Source organism: Arcicella sp. GW821-FHT09D11 (assembly GCF_059416265.1).
Genome location: NZ_JBWKOV010000001.1, coordinates 587,305 through 602,891 on the forward strand (window position 1 = coordinate 587,305; position 15,587 = coordinate 602,891).

The 15,587-nt window shown below is 35.6% G+C and carries 9 protein-coding genes; 3 read left to right on the forward strand and 6 right to left on the reverse strand.

Annotation, left to right across the window (positions count from 1 at the left end):
- Positions 1-69: 69 nt before the first annotated feature.
- The gene (locus AC07N0_RS02440; protein WP_492800648.1) at positions 70-882 is read right to left on the reverse strand and encodes an N-acetylmuramoyl-L-alanine amidase family protein; all 813 of its coding nucleotides are present in this window, start codon (positions 880-882) and stop codon (positions 70-72) included.
- Between the two features lie 133 nt (positions 883-1,015).
- Here AC07N0_RS02440 and AC07N0_RS02445 point away from each other — a divergent pair, with 133 nt between their 5' ends.
- On the forward strand, positions 1,016-3,862 hold the full coding sequence (locus AC07N0_RS02445) for a putative LPS assembly protein LptD (protein ID WP_494587973.1): 2,847 nt from the start codon (positions 1,016-1,018) through the stop codon (positions 3,860-3,862).
- Between the two features lie 376 nt (positions 3,863-4,238).
- Here AC07N0_RS02445 and AC07N0_RS02450 read toward each other — a convergent pair whose 3' ends face one another.
- The 4 genes from AC07N0_RS02450 to AC07N0_RS02465 all read right to left on the reverse strand — a co-directional run bounded on the left by AC07N0_RS02450 (position 4,239) and on the right by AC07N0_RS02465 (position 10,670).
- Positions 4,239-6,287, reverse strand: a complete 2,049-nt coding sequence (locus AC07N0_RS02450) for an LruC domain-containing protein (protein ID WP_494587974.1) — start codon at positions 6,285-6,287, stop codon at positions 4,239-4,241.
- Between the two features lie 781 nt (positions 6,288-7,068).
- A complete protein-coding gene (locus AC07N0_RS02455) occupies positions 7,069-9,102 on the reverse strand; it encodes an LruC domain-containing protein (protein WP_494587975.1) in 2,034 nt (677 codons plus the stop codon).
- A gap of 335 nt (positions 9,103-9,437) precedes the next feature.
- Complete coding sequence (locus tag AC07N0_RS02460) at positions 9,438-9,977, reverse strand: DUF2911 domain-containing protein (RefSeq protein ID WP_492800652.1); 540 nt, start codon at positions 9,975-9,977, stop codon at positions 9,438-9,440.
- Positions 9,978-10,094: 117 nt separating this feature from the next.
- Entirely contained in the window at positions 10,095-10,670 is a 576-nt protein-coding gene (locus AC07N0_RS02465) for an acyl-CoA thioesterase (protein ID WP_492803620.1), read from the reverse strand.
- Between the two features lie 221 nt (positions 10,671-10,891).
- On the opposite strand from AC07N0_RS02465, the gene nuoL reads away from it, so the two are divergent.
- Positions 10,892-12,811, forward strand: coding sequence for an NADH-quinone oxidoreductase subunit L (gene nuoL, locus AC07N0_RS02470; protein WP_494587976.1), 1,920 nt, complete (start codon positions 10,892-10,894; stop codon positions 12,809-12,811).
- Between the two features lie 49 nt (positions 12,812-12,860).
- Positions 12,861-14,516, forward strand: coding sequence for a complex I subunit 4 family protein (locus AC07N0_RS02475; RefSeq protein WP_494587977.1), 1,656 nt, complete (start codon positions 12,861-12,863; stop codon positions 14,514-14,516).
- Positions 14,517-14,519: 3 nt separating this feature from the next.
- On the opposite strand, the gene AC07N0_RS02480 is transcribed toward AC07N0_RS02475, so the two are convergent.
- Positions 14,520-15,530, reverse strand: a complete 1,011-nt coding sequence (locus tag AC07N0_RS02480; RefSeq protein WP_494587978.1) for a sensor histidine kinase — start codon at positions 15,528-15,530, stop codon at positions 14,520-14,522.
- Positions 15,531-15,587: the final 57 nt, after the last annotated feature.

Here is a 15,587-nt window from a genome sequence, read left to right on the forward strand (position 1 = left end):
TGACTGTTGAAGTTTTTCAATTGATTATTAATAGGTTTATTGATTAAAAAAAACATTATCAATCCAAACTTAATCCTCAATTTCTTCTTTATACGATTTAAATGCTTTAAAAATAGCCTCAGCTACTTCATCTTGTCCCGAGCTTTTGGCTAAATATTGCTCTTCATTTTTATTAGTCAAAAAACCTGCTTCTACCAAAACACTTGGCATGGCTGTTTCCCAAAGTACTAAAAAACCTGCTTGCTTTACGCCGTAACTATGCCTGTCAGATTTTTGTTTGAATTGTTTTTCAATTTTTTGTGCTAACTTAATGCTATTCATCATAAAGGCACTTTGATAATTTGCCATCATAATGTGTCCAAGGGGTGAATTAGGATTAAAACCATTATAGTTTTTTTCATAATTAGCCTCTTGCAAAATTACTGAGTTTTCTCGCTTTGCCACATCAAGATTACTACTTGTTTTATGTAACCCCATTGTGTAGGTCTCAGTTCCAGCCAATTTAGCAGAGCGATGTGCATTACAGTGTACTGAAATAAACAAATCTGCTTTATTACGGTTGGCAATGGCAGAGCGTTCGTGCAAATCTACAAATACATCTTTTGTTCTGGTATAAATTACCCTAACCTCTGGATATTGTTCTTTTATTTTTTCCCCGAGTTCTAAGACAATTTTAAGGGCAATTTTAGACTCGTTATTATTTGCTCCGTGGCATCCTGGGTCTTTACCCCCATGTCCAGCATCCAACACTACTGTTCTTACTCTAGTCTGTAATAAAACAGGTTGATATGTCGAGCTTTCAATGAGTGAATATTGAAAAGTAAAACCACTAAGCGAGCAAATACAAGTGATTATTAAAAAACCTTTAACAAAGTTTAACATTATTTTCGGGTTGGTTCGCTATGTTCAAAAAGTAATAAAGTATTTTTGTGCGTTATTAATAAAAGACAAATATAAATTTTAAAGACTTCTGAAAAAAGCAATCCACATATTCAGTATATTAATTAGCTTACTTTTGGGGCTTTTAACCATAAATCAGTCTTCTGCTCAGCGATTATTGGGCGGAAAACCTTTTAAACCTAAAGCCAGCAAAGCTAATACAGTAATCCCTAAAGATACTGCTAGTTTAGATTCTACCAAGCTTAGTATTACAAAAAGCGTACCCGACTCACTTAAAAAAGAAAGTGACCTCACTACTACAGTTGTTTACTCTGCCAAAGACTCTACAGTAATGGATACCGAAAACCAAATTGTATATCTTTATGGCGACGGTAAAGTTACTTATGGTGATATTTCCCTAGAAGCCAACTATATTCAGCTCAATTGGGCAAAGAATGAAGTGTCGGCACATGGTACGAAAGATTCCACAACCAATAAGACTATTGGGAAACCCATCTTTAAGCAAGGTGGTGAACCTTATGATGCCGAGGAAATCAGGTATAACTTCAAAAGTAGGAAGGCCTTTATCAAAGGACTTATTACGACCCAAGGCGATGGTTTGATACAAGGTGAGAAAGTAAAAAAGGATAATGAAGACAACCTTTATATCCGAAATGCTATTTATACTACCTGTAATCTTGAACATCCCCACTTTAATATTAGGGCAACTAAGATTAAAGTAGTCGGTAAAAGAGAAATTGTAGCTGGGCCATTCCATTTTGAATTAAATGAAATTCCTTTGCCTATCGGCTTGCCTTTTGGTTTCTTCCCTTATAAACCTCCGCAAGAATCGGGTACTTCGGGTATTATCATGCCTACTTATGGTGAAGAACCGCAAGGCAGGGGTTTCTTCTTGCGTGATGGTGGCTACTATTTTGCATTGAGTCCTAATATTGGTTTACGCCTTACTGGAGAGATTTATTCAAAAGGTAGTTTTGGGATTGCTGCCAATTCTCAATACATTAAGCGTTATCGCTATTCGGGTACTTTCAACGTGAATTTCAGACAAAGTAATAATGGTAGTGAATTTGACAGACAAAAAAGAAATGACTATGGTATTCAATGGTCACATTCGCCACAAAGCCGTGGGAATTCTAGCTTTTCTGCCTCTGTAAACTTACAAAGTAATTCAAATAGCCAATACAATAGCTTAAACACGAGTAGCTATATTTCTACTGCCTTGAATTCGTCCATACAATATTCACGAAATTTTGGGCAAACTATTCGTACTAGTTTAAGCTTACAAGCCGACCAAAATACAGTAACTAAGGCGGTAAATGTAAATACCAATTATACGTTTGGGTTAAATCAGTTCCAGCCTTTTAAAAAGAAAAATGCTGTTACAGACCGCTTTATTGACCAATTCAGGGTGGGCTTAGACCTTTCGGGTACTTATGGTATTACTAACCAAGTAGCTTTAACCAACCGTTCGTACAATAACTTTGGTTATACTGTTTACAGAACGATTGATACACTAGACCTTGACCCAACAAAGCCCGTAATTATAGACCCAAGAACTGCGGCAAACGCTAGTACTAACTTGGCACGAGATGGTGTAATTCCATTTAATTTATCAACCTTACCTGAATTATTAAAAAATGCTCAGTTCAAGGCTCAATACAGCATCCCGATTTCATTGCCTAATATTAAAATTGGTAAGTATATTAACTTAACCCCTGGCTTTAACTTTTCTGGGAATATTTATCAACAGAAATATAAGTACAACTTCAAGTCCTTTAATGATAAGGCTGCTATTTATAGTAAAGATACTACTGCTGGCAAAGGGGCTGTCGAGATTGATACGCTTCGGGGTGGGGCTTTTTATGCAGACTATACTTATGCTTTTTCAATGAGTATGAATACCCGTTTATATGGTACGATTAACTTCAAAAAAGGTAGGTTACAAGGCATACGTCATACGCTATCGCCTTCATTAAGTATAAATTATACGCCCGATTTTACAGACCCTAAATATGGTTTTTACCAAACGGTTCAAATTAATAACAGGGTTCATAAATACCAAAAAGGCGAAACCATTCCAAGTGCTTTGGCTGGACAAGAAACTCTCCCCGGTGATTTCTTGAACATTTCAAGTTTCAATCCTACCCAAACTAACCGTGGTAGCCAGTCGGGTGGTATTAGCTTCGGGATTCAGAATACTTTAGAAGCCAAGTTAAGAGCAAAGTCGGATACGGCTCAAAAAGAATCTGAGAAGATAATGTTGCTTGATAATTTCTCGTTTACAGGAAATTACAACTTCTTTGCTACGCAGTTTAAACTTTCTAATTTGAACTTTTCGGCAAACTCTAGGGTAAAGAAGTTTGACATCAATTTTGGGGGTTCTTTAGACCCCTACAAGTATGTAAACGATGGTTACTCTATCTCAGGACGTAGAATAGACACTTTGTTAATTGACTTGGGCGAAGGTTTTGCAAAGTTGGCCAGCTTAAACCTTTCGATAAGCAAAAGCTTCAAGCCTGCTAGTGCTGATAAAAAGAAACAGAACACGAATGGTACTGAAGGGCAAATGAGCCAAATCAACAGAAATATCAACGACTATGTAGATTGGTCTGTGCCTTGGAGTTTCCAGTTTGGTTTCAACTATAATATGAACAAAACAGGTTATGCTCCTGCTACTATCGTAAGTGCTTTGACCTTTAAAGGGGATGTAAAATTGACTGAGAAATGGAATTTTACCCTAAGTTCTGGTTATGATTTTGTCAATAAAGGCATTTCACTAACCAATATCAGTATACATAGAGACTTACATTGTTGGGAAGCTAATTTCGACTGGACTCCTATTGCCAGTCCATATTATGGTCGTTCTAGTACCTACAACTTTACCATCAGGGTAAAATCAGCATTATTACAAGAATTAAAGCTTTCGCGTAGAAATACTTTCTATGATAGAGGAGGGTTCTAAAAAAAATCCTTCTTCCATACCTAGGACTTAAGTCCGTAGCTAGGTATGGAAGAAGGAAAAACATGAGTTATTCCAATTTTTCTTAAAATAGAGAAATCTCTACGTACTAAAAATAAACCTCATAGAGGCAAAATATAGGCAGCCGCTTTGCGATAAAGATGCGAACCCTATTCCCCCCACAGCCTTATCAGAGCGAAACATGTTGCTCCGATGAGGCTGTGATGAGTTTACAGGAACTTCTACCGCAATGGCGGCCACCAATATTATGCTCCTAACAAGACTATAATTAGTCTCTTAAACGATAGGACTTCCGTATCCCTGACTCAAAAAAAGTGGGATTACTCATGTTTACAATAACTTTTTTGTTTTGTTATAATTAATATACTTTTGCTGGATCGTAATATCCTTTACTAGGTACATACCAATCGGGATACAGCAATCCTCCACTTTGTGCCCAAGTACCAAACTCATCGTAGGCATCAATGATAGGTATTGTTTCTGAAGGATACTTAAAGTCACTATACAAATCTATAGCCCAAGGTAATAGCTGAGCATTCTTGTAATACACTCCTAAAAGAGGCGCTGAACGGTCTTGACCAGTTCCAAACAAGGCCGTATTCGCTTTAGAAGTAGGCACATAGTTAGGTAAATGAACTTCTTTCCCTCTATCACCTGATGAGAATAAGTAAGGATTATATGGTGCTAAACCTAAAAGAGTTTTTAGAATAGGGGTTGTAAAATTAATCGTCATCCTTAAAGTATCATTTGGTGCAATTACCGCAGAGCCTTTAGTAGTATTAATAAAACCTCCTGATGATTTCATTTGCCGGAAGGCATTATCAAACGCTATAATATTTGCATACGTTTGCCCTGCTTCTGTACCATTGCTTGAATTGGTAATGACACCTTGAGTAAGTGAAGCGCCGGAGACTGACCTGACAAGTGACGGGGTTATTGGTAATTGGAAGCCCCAACCATTCGTGAAACTTGCGCCAATTGCTTTAATATAAAACTTACCTTTCAAATCAACTACTTGATTGAGCGAATTTAATACTTCTTGAAATTGGTAGTTTATTACTAAGTCGTTCATATCATAATCACCTTGTAATGGCCATAAGTCTTCATAAGCCAATGTGCTATAACTGTTTCGTCCTGGGATATAATTGTTAATTGCCCGTGTAGGGTCTGTTGGATATTCATCACGGCTATCTCCTACACCATCACCATCGGTATCTTTTGCACTATCAACGATTGGTATATTACCCGTATCAATTGCTCTAACTGGATTACAAGTCGCAAAGAAAATGGCATCATTAAAGTCATTATCACAAGCAGGACTTTCTCTTTGAGTATCTTCAAAACCAAGTATAACTCTTTTAGAAACTGGTTCGTTCAGCATAATTAAATGACGACGAAGATTGGCATTCACTTCTACATTCAGTGCATCGTGTGTGAAGTGAGCATAATTACCTGTTCCTACTTTAGCAGATGCAAAAGCGTCTGCTATCAGCACAAACCCAATCCCTGTACCTGCTGGGAACTGACCAATCTTAACTTTATCTCCTGATGATAATACTTGAGTTCCGAGTAATGGCGGAAGTAAACCACTTGAATAAGAAACGTTAGGAAAAACAATGGTCATTTTAGAAATATCAGCAGTAGTTTTCGGAGGATTCAAAGGGTTAAATGTATAGAATGCCAATGTATTTTTCCAGTCGGCACCCTCGTGTACAAATGTTATCCACACATCCGCAGTTTCAGTGATGTACAAGTAATTGCGATTATTACTATTCAAATAGTCTGGATGTGCTGTTGGAACAGGCTTAGCTTCTGGTAAACTAGCATTAACATATGCTAAAAACGAACTTGAAATAACATCTCTAGTTCCTTCCAAATAGTTAGGCATACCATCATTGGTCCATGTACCTAAGGTAGTAATAAGAGGATATGTCTGAGCTTTAGTAGCCTCCATTCGTGCTGCTTTCAGTGGCTGTTCAATGCTTTCGGAAGAAGTAGGATTATTTCCACCGAAGTTTATTTCTGCCGTAGTACCACTAAGCGTTATGATGGTTTCTGCACGCAAACCGACGTAATCAGGCCTAACTGATATCTTAGTAACATAAGAGGGCACTTTCTGATTAAGGCTGAATGTACCATTACTTGCGGTAATTCCTTTAAACAAAAGCGCATTTTCAGGATAGCTATAAACAGACATAACTACCCCTCCAATAGGATTATTCGCATTATCGTAGGCACCCACTTTAAAGGTGACCTGCTTGGAGGTAGTAAAGTTAAAATCCGTGGGAATCTTTAGTTTATCCATGCTTGAAGTAGCAGGATTAACTGTACCATTGTCATCAGGAAAACAACCGCTAAGCAAAGTAGAAGCTCCTAGTAAGATAAGAAAATAAAAGCAATGTTTCATGGTTTTAAAATTTAAGATGGAGGAAAAAAATATTAATGCACTTAGCAATAAAAAAATTACTAGATAATTACACTGAATATTATTTAATACAGGGGCATAGATTTATCATTTTCAAAAAATTGCTTTTATGAAATAAGCAACTCAATTGAAGTAATAAATACTTGTTTAATACCAAGAAGGTTTTTTGGAGAGTGTTAGCGGGGGATTTGAATACTTTAATAAATTAAAACTAATATCTTTTTTTTAAAAAACCAAGCATAATCCTAAAAATTATTTAAAAAACCACAATAAAATATAGTATATAGTGCCTATACATCATTTTTAAGGGGTTTTTACTCCATTTCATGGATAGATTTATGTTAATTTAATCATCAAATTTACCGATTCTTAACACCTTTTCAGTATTTATGGAGTATTTTAAAGAATATATGGAGTCTGTTTTTCATATTTATCACACTAATAACAGGGTATTATCTTGTGTTAATAAACATGACGTTATAATGCAAATGGAGGAGGATTTATTAATTATACATCGCATTCCTTAGCGCGAAGAAGAATATTGATATGTTTTGTGTAGACAAATTTTATAATTATTATCCCAATTCGATAAAGATGAATTTATCAACAATTGATTTTATTTGATAGCTGTATGTTAAACAAAAAAGAGACCTCCTTAGATAATTTGAGATTTGGTTATTCTCTAAATTACTAAGGAGGTCTCTTGTATTAATATTCCCGAAAATTTGGGGTGACTAATATGTTAATTTCCTATTGGGTAATACTAAAATACTTTTGTTGGATCGTAGTATGCTTTACTAATCACATACCAATCTGGGTAAAGCGTTCCTCCACTCTCAGCCCAAATACCGAACTCGTTATAAGCATCAATAATAGGTACTGTTTCCAAAGGATATTTAAAGTCGCTAGGTAAATCAATAGCCCAAGGCAACAATTTAGAATTCTTATAGTAGATACCAGAAGAAGGTACTGAACGGTCTTGACCAGTTCCAAACAATGCCATATTAGCTTTTGAAGTTGGAGCCATGTTAGGTAAGTGTACCTCTTTTCCTCTATCACTCGCTGAGAATAAGAATGGATTGTATGGTGCCACTCCTAACGCTGTCTTGCTAATTGGGCTCGTGAAGTTAATTGTTAATCTTAATGTATCATTTGGTGCAATTACTGTAGCCCCTTTTGATGTATTAATAAAGCCTCCCGACGATTTCATTTGCTTGAATGCATTATCAAAAGCAATAATAGTAGCATATTTTTGTCCAGCTTCTGTACCATTGCTTGAATTAGTAATTACACCTTGTGTAAGTGACTGACCTGATACTGATTTAACAAGTGATGGATCAATTGGTAATTGAAAGCCCCAACCATTGATATAACTTGCACCGATTGCTTTAATATAAAACTTAGCTTTTAAATCAACTACTTGGTTCTGTGCATTTAAAACTTCTTGGAATTGATAGTTAATTACTAAGTCGTTCATATCATAGTCACCTTGTAATGGCCATAAATCTTCATACGCCAATGTACTATAAGTGTTGCTACCTGGGATATAATTGTTGATTGCTCTTGTAGGGTCTGTTGGGTACTCATCACGGCTATCACCTACACCATCGCCATCAGTATCTTTTGGACTATCTACGATTGGTACATTGTTAGTATCAATCGCTTTGATTGGGTTAGAAGTCGCAAAGAAAATAGCATCATTGAAATCTTGGTCACAAGAAGAACTTTCTCTTTGAATATCTTCAAAAGCAAGTACCATTCTTTTAGTAGTTGGCTCGTTCAATACAATTAAGTGACGACGAAGACTTTCTTTCGTTTCTACATTAAGAACATCATGCGAGAAGTGAGCATAATTACCCGTTCCTACTTTACTATTTGATGTATAAGCATCCGCTAAAAGAACAAAACCAATACCTGTACCTGCTGGGAACTGACCAATTTTAACTTTATCACCTGATGTTAATGCTCCACCAGAACCTTTGTAAGAAACGTTAGGGAAAACAACTGTCATTTTTGAAATGTCAGCAGTAGTTTTTGGGGGGTTAAGCGGATTGAATGTATAATATCCTAATGTATTTTTCCAACCAGCACCTTCGTGTACAAATGTTACCCAAACATCAGCAGCTTCAGTAATGTATAAGAAGTTACGGTTGTTATTATTCAAAAAATCTGGGTGAGCTGTCGGTACTGATTTAGCTTCTGGTAAACTAGCATTCACATATTCTAAAAATTGGCTAGTGATTGGGTCTCTATCTTTTTCTAAGTAGTTAGGCAAACCATCATTGTTCCAAGAACCTAAGTAAGTAATAAGAGGGTATGTTTGTGCGGTAGTACCTTCTACTCTTGCTGATTTTAGTGGTTGTTCAACGCTTTCAGAAACAGTAGGATTATTTCCTCCAAAATTCACTTCTGAGGTAGTACCACTCAATGTAACAATTGTTTCAGAAGGTAAACCGATATAATCTGGTTTTACCGATATTTTAGTAACATAAGTAGGTACTTTTTGATTTAAGCTGAATACCCCATTTTTCAATGTAATACCTTTGAATAAAAGCACATTTTCAGGATAACTATAAACAGACATAATTACGCCCGAAATTGGGTTGTTCGTATTATCGTACGCACCTATTTTAAAAGTAACTTCTTTTGAGGTCGTAAAATTAAAGCCTGATGGAACATTTAGTTTATCCATGGCTGCTGCAGCAGGATCAATTGTTGAACCGCTATCATTAGGTAAGCAACCACTAAGCAAAGTAGACGTTACAACTAAAAGTATGAGGTAATAATAAGATTTCATGATGTAATATTTTAAAAATGGAGGAAAAAGTTTTATAAATCTATTTAGCGATAAATGTTTTTGTTGCTTGATTTTTTAAAAAAAGATTCGAATCAATTGAATCAAGACACTTATTAAATAAATAACCTTGATTAATGACTATACAGACAAATAGCGTACCAAAAATTAATCACAGCTTGTTTATATTTATTAATATCTTATTTTTTTTTGAAAAAAAATCGACAATCAGCAAAAAACTTCCTTTAATTATAGTCTTTCTAAAAAAAAGAAAATAAAAAAAGCAGAACAACTTTCAGGGAGATTCTGCTTCTTTTATTTCTATAAATATATAAATATTATTTTATTGGAATTGTTACCACGGTAGTATCCCAATGTAAAAGCATATCTACTCCTGTTTCTTTTTCATTGAAATCTATCGTAAATGTTTCAACAGAATCTGGTTGTTGTAGAGACGTAGCGGGTACTCTTAAAACATCTTTACTGTCATCATAAGATAAACCCCATTGTCCCACTTCTGCATTGATAATAATTGTCCAGTCTCCTTTTTCAGGAATTGTGAAGAGGGTATATTTCCCAGCTTTGAGTACTTTGCCTCCAATGGTTACATCTCTTGAGAATTTTATAACAGTTGCTTCATTAGCCCCCGTTCTCCACCATTTTCCATAAGGGACAAGTGCTTTTTCTTGAGTTGTTCCAAAAATAAGTCTACCTTTTTTAGAAGGTTGGCAATAATCTACGGTAATACTTAAACCATTCTTCTCGTATTCAGCGGTAGCTGATGGACTAAAAGGTTTGTTGTAGTAGAATCGAATAAAAACGGTAACAGATGCTAAGACTGCTAAAACAATCAGTATAACTTTTAAAACCTTCATCATTAATTGTTCAATTAGGGAGATTGGAATAATTATATTAGGATAAATTTGAAATCAATTCTGTAAAAATACTCCATTTTATCTTGACGTCAAAATGAATCCAAACACTATATAATTAAATTATACCCATTCGCTCTGCATGTCTTTTTCACGTTTTATAATACAACGTTCAGCATCTAATAAATGTAAGTTTTCGTCTATCTCCATACAAGTTTTAGCATCGTGTAATAGTTCTTTATAAGAGCTTTTGATTTCTTTGCGTTTCAATGCTTCTAAAAACCTGCGAATATCTTCATCACTTTCCAAAATCAATGGAGGAACAGCAGTAAGTTTTCCGTTATCATCTTTGGCAACCATTGTAAAATACGAGGTATTGGTATGTTTTACACTAGCCGTTTTGATATTTTCGGCAACCACTTTGATACCCACAATCAGAGAACTATTTCCAACATAGTTGACAGAGGCATGAAGCGAAACCAACTCACCTACTTCCACAGGCTGTTTAAATTCTACATTATCTACTGATACAGTCACGACATAAGTTCCTGAATGTTTGGCGGCACATACATAAGCAACCTTATCCATCAATGATAATAAAATTCCTCCGTGAATTTTGCCTCCAAAATTAGCATAAGATGGAATCATCAATTCTGTGATGGTAGTTCTTGAATAGTTTACTGTTTTAGCGTTGTCCATCATAATAAGTATTTGGTTAGTAAATAATATTAAAATAAAGCAAGGAAATGCTTTCAATAGCAAAGAAACATCAAATATTATTATATTACCCCACAAACTTAGTGGGTTTTATGCAAATTCAATTAGGACTAAATCCAATTTGAGCCGTATATTTGCACAAAAATTGAAATTTTCCAAGAAAACCTCTACGTATAGGCTTAAAACCTTCGTAATTAATATTTATGAATCCTTCCACTTTGATTTGGCTCATTTTATTAACCCCACTTGCAGGGTTTATTATGCCAATTCTGTTGGGTAGAAAAAACAACACCTTAGCAGCTTGGCTAACAATTGGTTTTACAGGCTTGAATCTTCTCTTTTCAATCCTATTGCTTCGTCAAAACCTTCATGTTGCTAATCCACATTATCTGTTCAACTGGTTTTTGCTCGGAAAAGAAACATATTCTTTTGGCTTTCTGACAGACTCGCTAACACTAATGATGTTGGTTTTAGTGAATTTCATAGCCTTATTAGTACAAATCTTCTCGCTGGAATATATGCACGAAGAACCCGACCAATATAGGTATGTCGGTTTTTTAAGCCTATTTGTATTTTCTATGCTTGGCATCGTACTGACCGATAATTTATTGATCATGTATGCCTTCTGGGAATTAGTAGGGTTAAGTTCATACCTATTAATAGGCTTTTGGTATCAAAAACCCGAAGCCGTACAAGCCTCGAAGAAAGCATTTTTAGTAAACCGAGTGGGTGACGTAGGCTTTTTGTTAGGCATTTTTCTGATTTATTATTTATTTGGCAGTAGCAATTTTCAAGATTTTCCAAATGTTATCGCCAATGCCTCTGAACCTAGTTTAGTACCTGTTGCAGGCTTATTACTTTTCTGTGGGTGTATCGGCAAATCAGCACAATTCCCTTTGCACACGTGGCTTCCCGATGCAATGGAAGGGCCAACGCCAGTTTCGGCACTTATCCATGCTGCAACGATGGTAGTAGCAGGAGTTTACTTATTAGCGAGAATCCATCCATTATTTGGTTTTGAAGAAACCATCATCGTATCGTCTATTGGATGTTTTACCATGCTTTTAGGTTCTGTGTATGCTATTTTTCAAACTGATATCAAAAAAACATTAGCTTACTCTACTATCTCGCAAGTAGGTTTAATGGTGGTTGGCTTAGGCTCTGATTCTTCCGTATTTCATTTATTAACACACGCCTTCTTTAAAGCTGGGCTATTCCTTAGTGCAGGGTCTATTATTCATGCGCTCCATCATGCTGGTCATGATTTCGATGCTCAGGATATGCGATTAATGGGTGGCTTGCGTAAGAGAATGCCTTTTACCTTTGTATGCTATCTCGTTTGTTCATTAGCATTGGCGGGCATTCCTTTCTTCTCTGGTTTTTTATCTAAAGATGCTATCCTGGCACAGGTAGTGGCTAATGCCAATCAGCACCAAAACTTGGCTTTATATATTATTAGCTTTGTTTTTTTTATTGGAATTTTGCTATCTGCTTTTTATATGACTCGCCAAGTATGGCTTATCTTTTTTGGGGAGTTCAGGAATGAAAAGGCAGACCTTTACGCTATTCATGAGGGCTCGTGGAAAATCACTTTTCCAATCGGACTATTGGCTATTTTATCTATCGGCTTCATTTTCACTTTCAATCCATTGAATGCTGAAAGTGCTTGGTTTTGGGAATTTATGAAACCTGAGATGATAGAAAAATCAACTGAAAACCATTGGGTTGCCTATTTATCCACAGCACTCGCTTTTGCAGGAATAGGCTTGGGATATTTATCTAGAAATAAAGCATTAGCTTATACCATACCTACGCTTGATAGCATTTATCAAAAAATATTTGTTGCCCCAGTATTAAAATCAGCTGATTTGTTACAATGGTTTGATTTAAATATTATAGATACTATCGTCAATGCTGTAGCAAAATTACAAGTTATCATTGCCAGCATCGTAGCTTGGTGGGATGCTAAAATTATAGATGGCATTCCCAACTCGACAGCTTATTCAGCAGGAGTAATCGGGAAAATTACTCGTTCAGTACAAGCTGGTAAAGTACAACTATACGTTGCCATATCCTTTTTAGGATTAATCGCTTTGATTACTTTTATCGTTTTTTCATCTTGATAGTGCCTGTGTTTGTTTTCAAAACAAATACAATTATTCTTATATAATTATGCCCATTTTATCAGTACTTATATTTTTACCATTGGTAGCGTCGTTGGTAGTGGCTTTTTCGCCAGACCAATACAAAGCCTATTTCAAATGGTTTACGCTAGGCATTACTGCCGTAGAACTAGCAATTTGTATTTACTTATATCAAAACTTTAATCATGATATTGCAGACTACCAATTCCTAGAACAATTAGATTGGATAACACTTCCACTAGGCACATTGGGGGTTGGCTCTATCGATTATCTTTTGGGTGTAGATGGTATCAGTATGCCAATGGTTTTATTGACAGGCATCGTGATGTTTGTAGGGGCTATTTCATCTTTTGAAATTAAACAGAAAGAAAAAGGATATTTTTCGCTTTTCTTGTTGCTAACAGGTTCAGTAATTGGCTGTTTTGTAGCATTAGATATGTTTCTTTTCTACCTGTTTTTTGAATTCATGCTTTTGCCTATGTATTTTTTAATAGGTATTTGGGGTGGTCCACGCAAAGAATATGCTTCTATCAAATTTTTCTTATATACCCTGTTCGGCTCTATTTTTATCTTAATTGTCATGATTGCGCTCTATCTATCAGTGGTTGACCCTGTAGAAACAGCCGTGAGAATTGGGCTAATCAGCAATGTATCGGATATTACGCCACAGATTATTACAGAAGTACAAACCTTGCTAAAAGATTTAAAAATCCCTTCTGAGCAAATTGTACATACTTTCGATTTACGTTTTATGCCCGATGCTGGCAATTTCCTTCCAAATTCGTGGTTAAATATTTTTTCTGGTATCGAGATTTTTAGTGTTTCAGCTCGTGCATTAGCTTTTATTTTATTGATGATAGGTTTTGGCATTAAGTTGCCTGCCGTACCTGTTCATACTTGGTTGCCAGATGCACACGTAGAAGCCCCAACACCTGTATCAGTGATATTAGCAGGAATACTTTTAAAAATTGGGGGGTATGGTTTTCTCAGAATAGCTTATCCTATTTTCCCTGACGCTGCCCATGACTATGCCTTTGTCATTGTTGCCTTTGGCGTTTTATCGATTATTTACGGAGCTTTCAATGCTTTGGCAATGAATGATTTGAAGAAGATGATTGCTTATTCGTCAGTTTCACACATGGGTTTTGTGCTACTAGGCGTAGGCTCATTGACAAGCGAAGGTATTAACGGAGCGATTTACCAAATGTTTTCGCATGGTGTACTTTCGGCGATGTTATTCTTATTAGTGGGCGTTTTATATAATCGTACCCACGACCGCCGTATTGATAGCTATCAAGGGTTGGCTAGTAAAATGCCTTTATACACTGCTATGACCGCCATAGCCTTTTTTGCCTCATTAGGTTTACCAGCTTTTTCAGGCTTTATTGGCGAAGTGTTTACCCTGATGGGTGGCTTTAACAGTCCGCTTATTCCACGATGGTTAACTGCTTTGGCTGCCTTTGGGTTGGTACTGGGGGCAGGCTATTTCCTTTGGACTTTACAGCGAATATTTTTTGGAAAATACTGGGTCAGACAATTTGAAGGAGCATTAGAAGATTTAAATTTTAGAGAAAAAATGATGCTTTATCCTTTAGCGATATTAGCATTGGTATTTGGTATTTTCCCTCATTTAATCTTTAACTTAACCAATGTAACTGTTGCCGAGCTGTTGAAACTATTTTAACGTTCAATAAGGCATTCTAATAGTGGCGAATACTTTTCCTTGGGTATTATCAATTTTTAGGTAAGCATTCTCACCATATTGTAGTTCTAAGCGTTTTTTGAGGTTTTCAAGCCCTATTCCACCTTCATTGTTTTTAGGTTTAGGTACAAATACGCCCGAATTTTCAACACATAAAATGATAAAACCTTTTTCTGTTCTGGCTGTAATGGTAATATTTCCACCAAATTTCAACTGACCAATGCCATGTTTAACGGCGTTCTCTAACAAAGTATTCAAGGTCATTGGCATAATTAAGATATTACCTATATCTTCCTGAATTTGAAAATTGTACTTTAAGCGGGTATCAAAACGAAGTTTTTCAAGAGACAGATAATTCTCAGCTAAACGAAGTTCTTCACTAAGCGTTGCTTTTTGTTGTTCGCCAAGGTTTAAAGATAGTCTTAATAAATCTGACAATTGAATGATTGATTCTCGGGCCTGAATACTATCAATCAACGTTAGTGCCTTTATGCTATTGAGGGCATTGAATAAAAAATGAGGATTCAACTGTTTTTTTAAACTTTCTAGTTGAGAAATTTTAAGTAGGTTTTCAGTATGTGCTTCGCGTTGCCTTCTATCTTGATAAATACTCAAGAAACGGTGCAAATGAAAAAACATAAACCAAGGAAATACCTTCCATACATTTTCAACAAAAATGGTAGCAAAATTAAAGAAAGAACTATCTGAATAATGATATAATTGATAGTCTATAATAGTATAGATAGAGCCTATTGAAAGACCCCCAACTATTGGGAAAAGGGCATATTGAAGATGGGTAATATCATCAGGACTGAAACGACTAATGATGGTTTTATAAATATGACATGAAACGAAGCCTGAAAAAAAATAAAGTAGTAAATAAATAGTTTTAGTGGATTGACTGAAATCATTAAATTCAATATGTTGAATAGAAAGAAGCGTAATAATCGACCAACATAGAATTTGAATCAACCAGTAAAATTTGGTTTTATTCATAAATTTTACCTAATTATAGTTAAACTCAAAAATAGCAACAAAAGTAGAATAAAACAC

Excerpts from the sequence above, each read along its gene's own strand:
- AC07N0_RS02450 (WP_494587974.1), bottom strand. The coding sequence starts at position 6,287 with ATGAAACATTGCTTTTATTTTCTTATCTTACTAGGAGCTTCTACTTTG.
- AC07N0_RS02460 (WP_492800652.1), bottom strand. The coding sequence starts at position 9,977 with ATGATGAAGGTTTTAAAAGTTATACTGATTGTTTTAGCAGTCTTAGCA.
- AC07N0_RS02480 (WP_494587978.1), bottom strand. The coding sequence starts at position 15,530 with ATGAATAAAACCAAATTTTACTGGTTGATTCAAATTCTATGTTGGTCG.
- nuoL (WP_494587976.1), top strand. The coding sequence starts at position 10,892 with ATGAATCCTTCCACTTTGATTTGGCTCATTTTATTAACCCCACTTGCA.
- AC07N0_RS02475 (WP_494587977.1), top strand. The coding sequence starts at position 12,861 with ATGCCCATTTTATCAGTACTTATATTTTTACCATTGGTAGCGTCGTTG.
- AC07N0_RS02465 (WP_492803620.1), bottom strand. The coding sequence starts at position 10,670 with ATGGACAACGCTAAAACAGTAAACTATTCAAGAACTACCATCACAGAA.
- AC07N0_RS02455 (WP_494587975.1), bottom strand. The coding sequence starts at position 9,102 with ATGAAATCTTATTATTACCTCATACTTTTAGTTGTAACGTCTACTTTG.
- AC07N0_RS02440 (WP_492800648.1), bottom strand. The coding sequence starts at position 882 with ATGTTAAACTTTGTTAAAGGTTTTTTAATAATCACTTGTATTTGCTCG.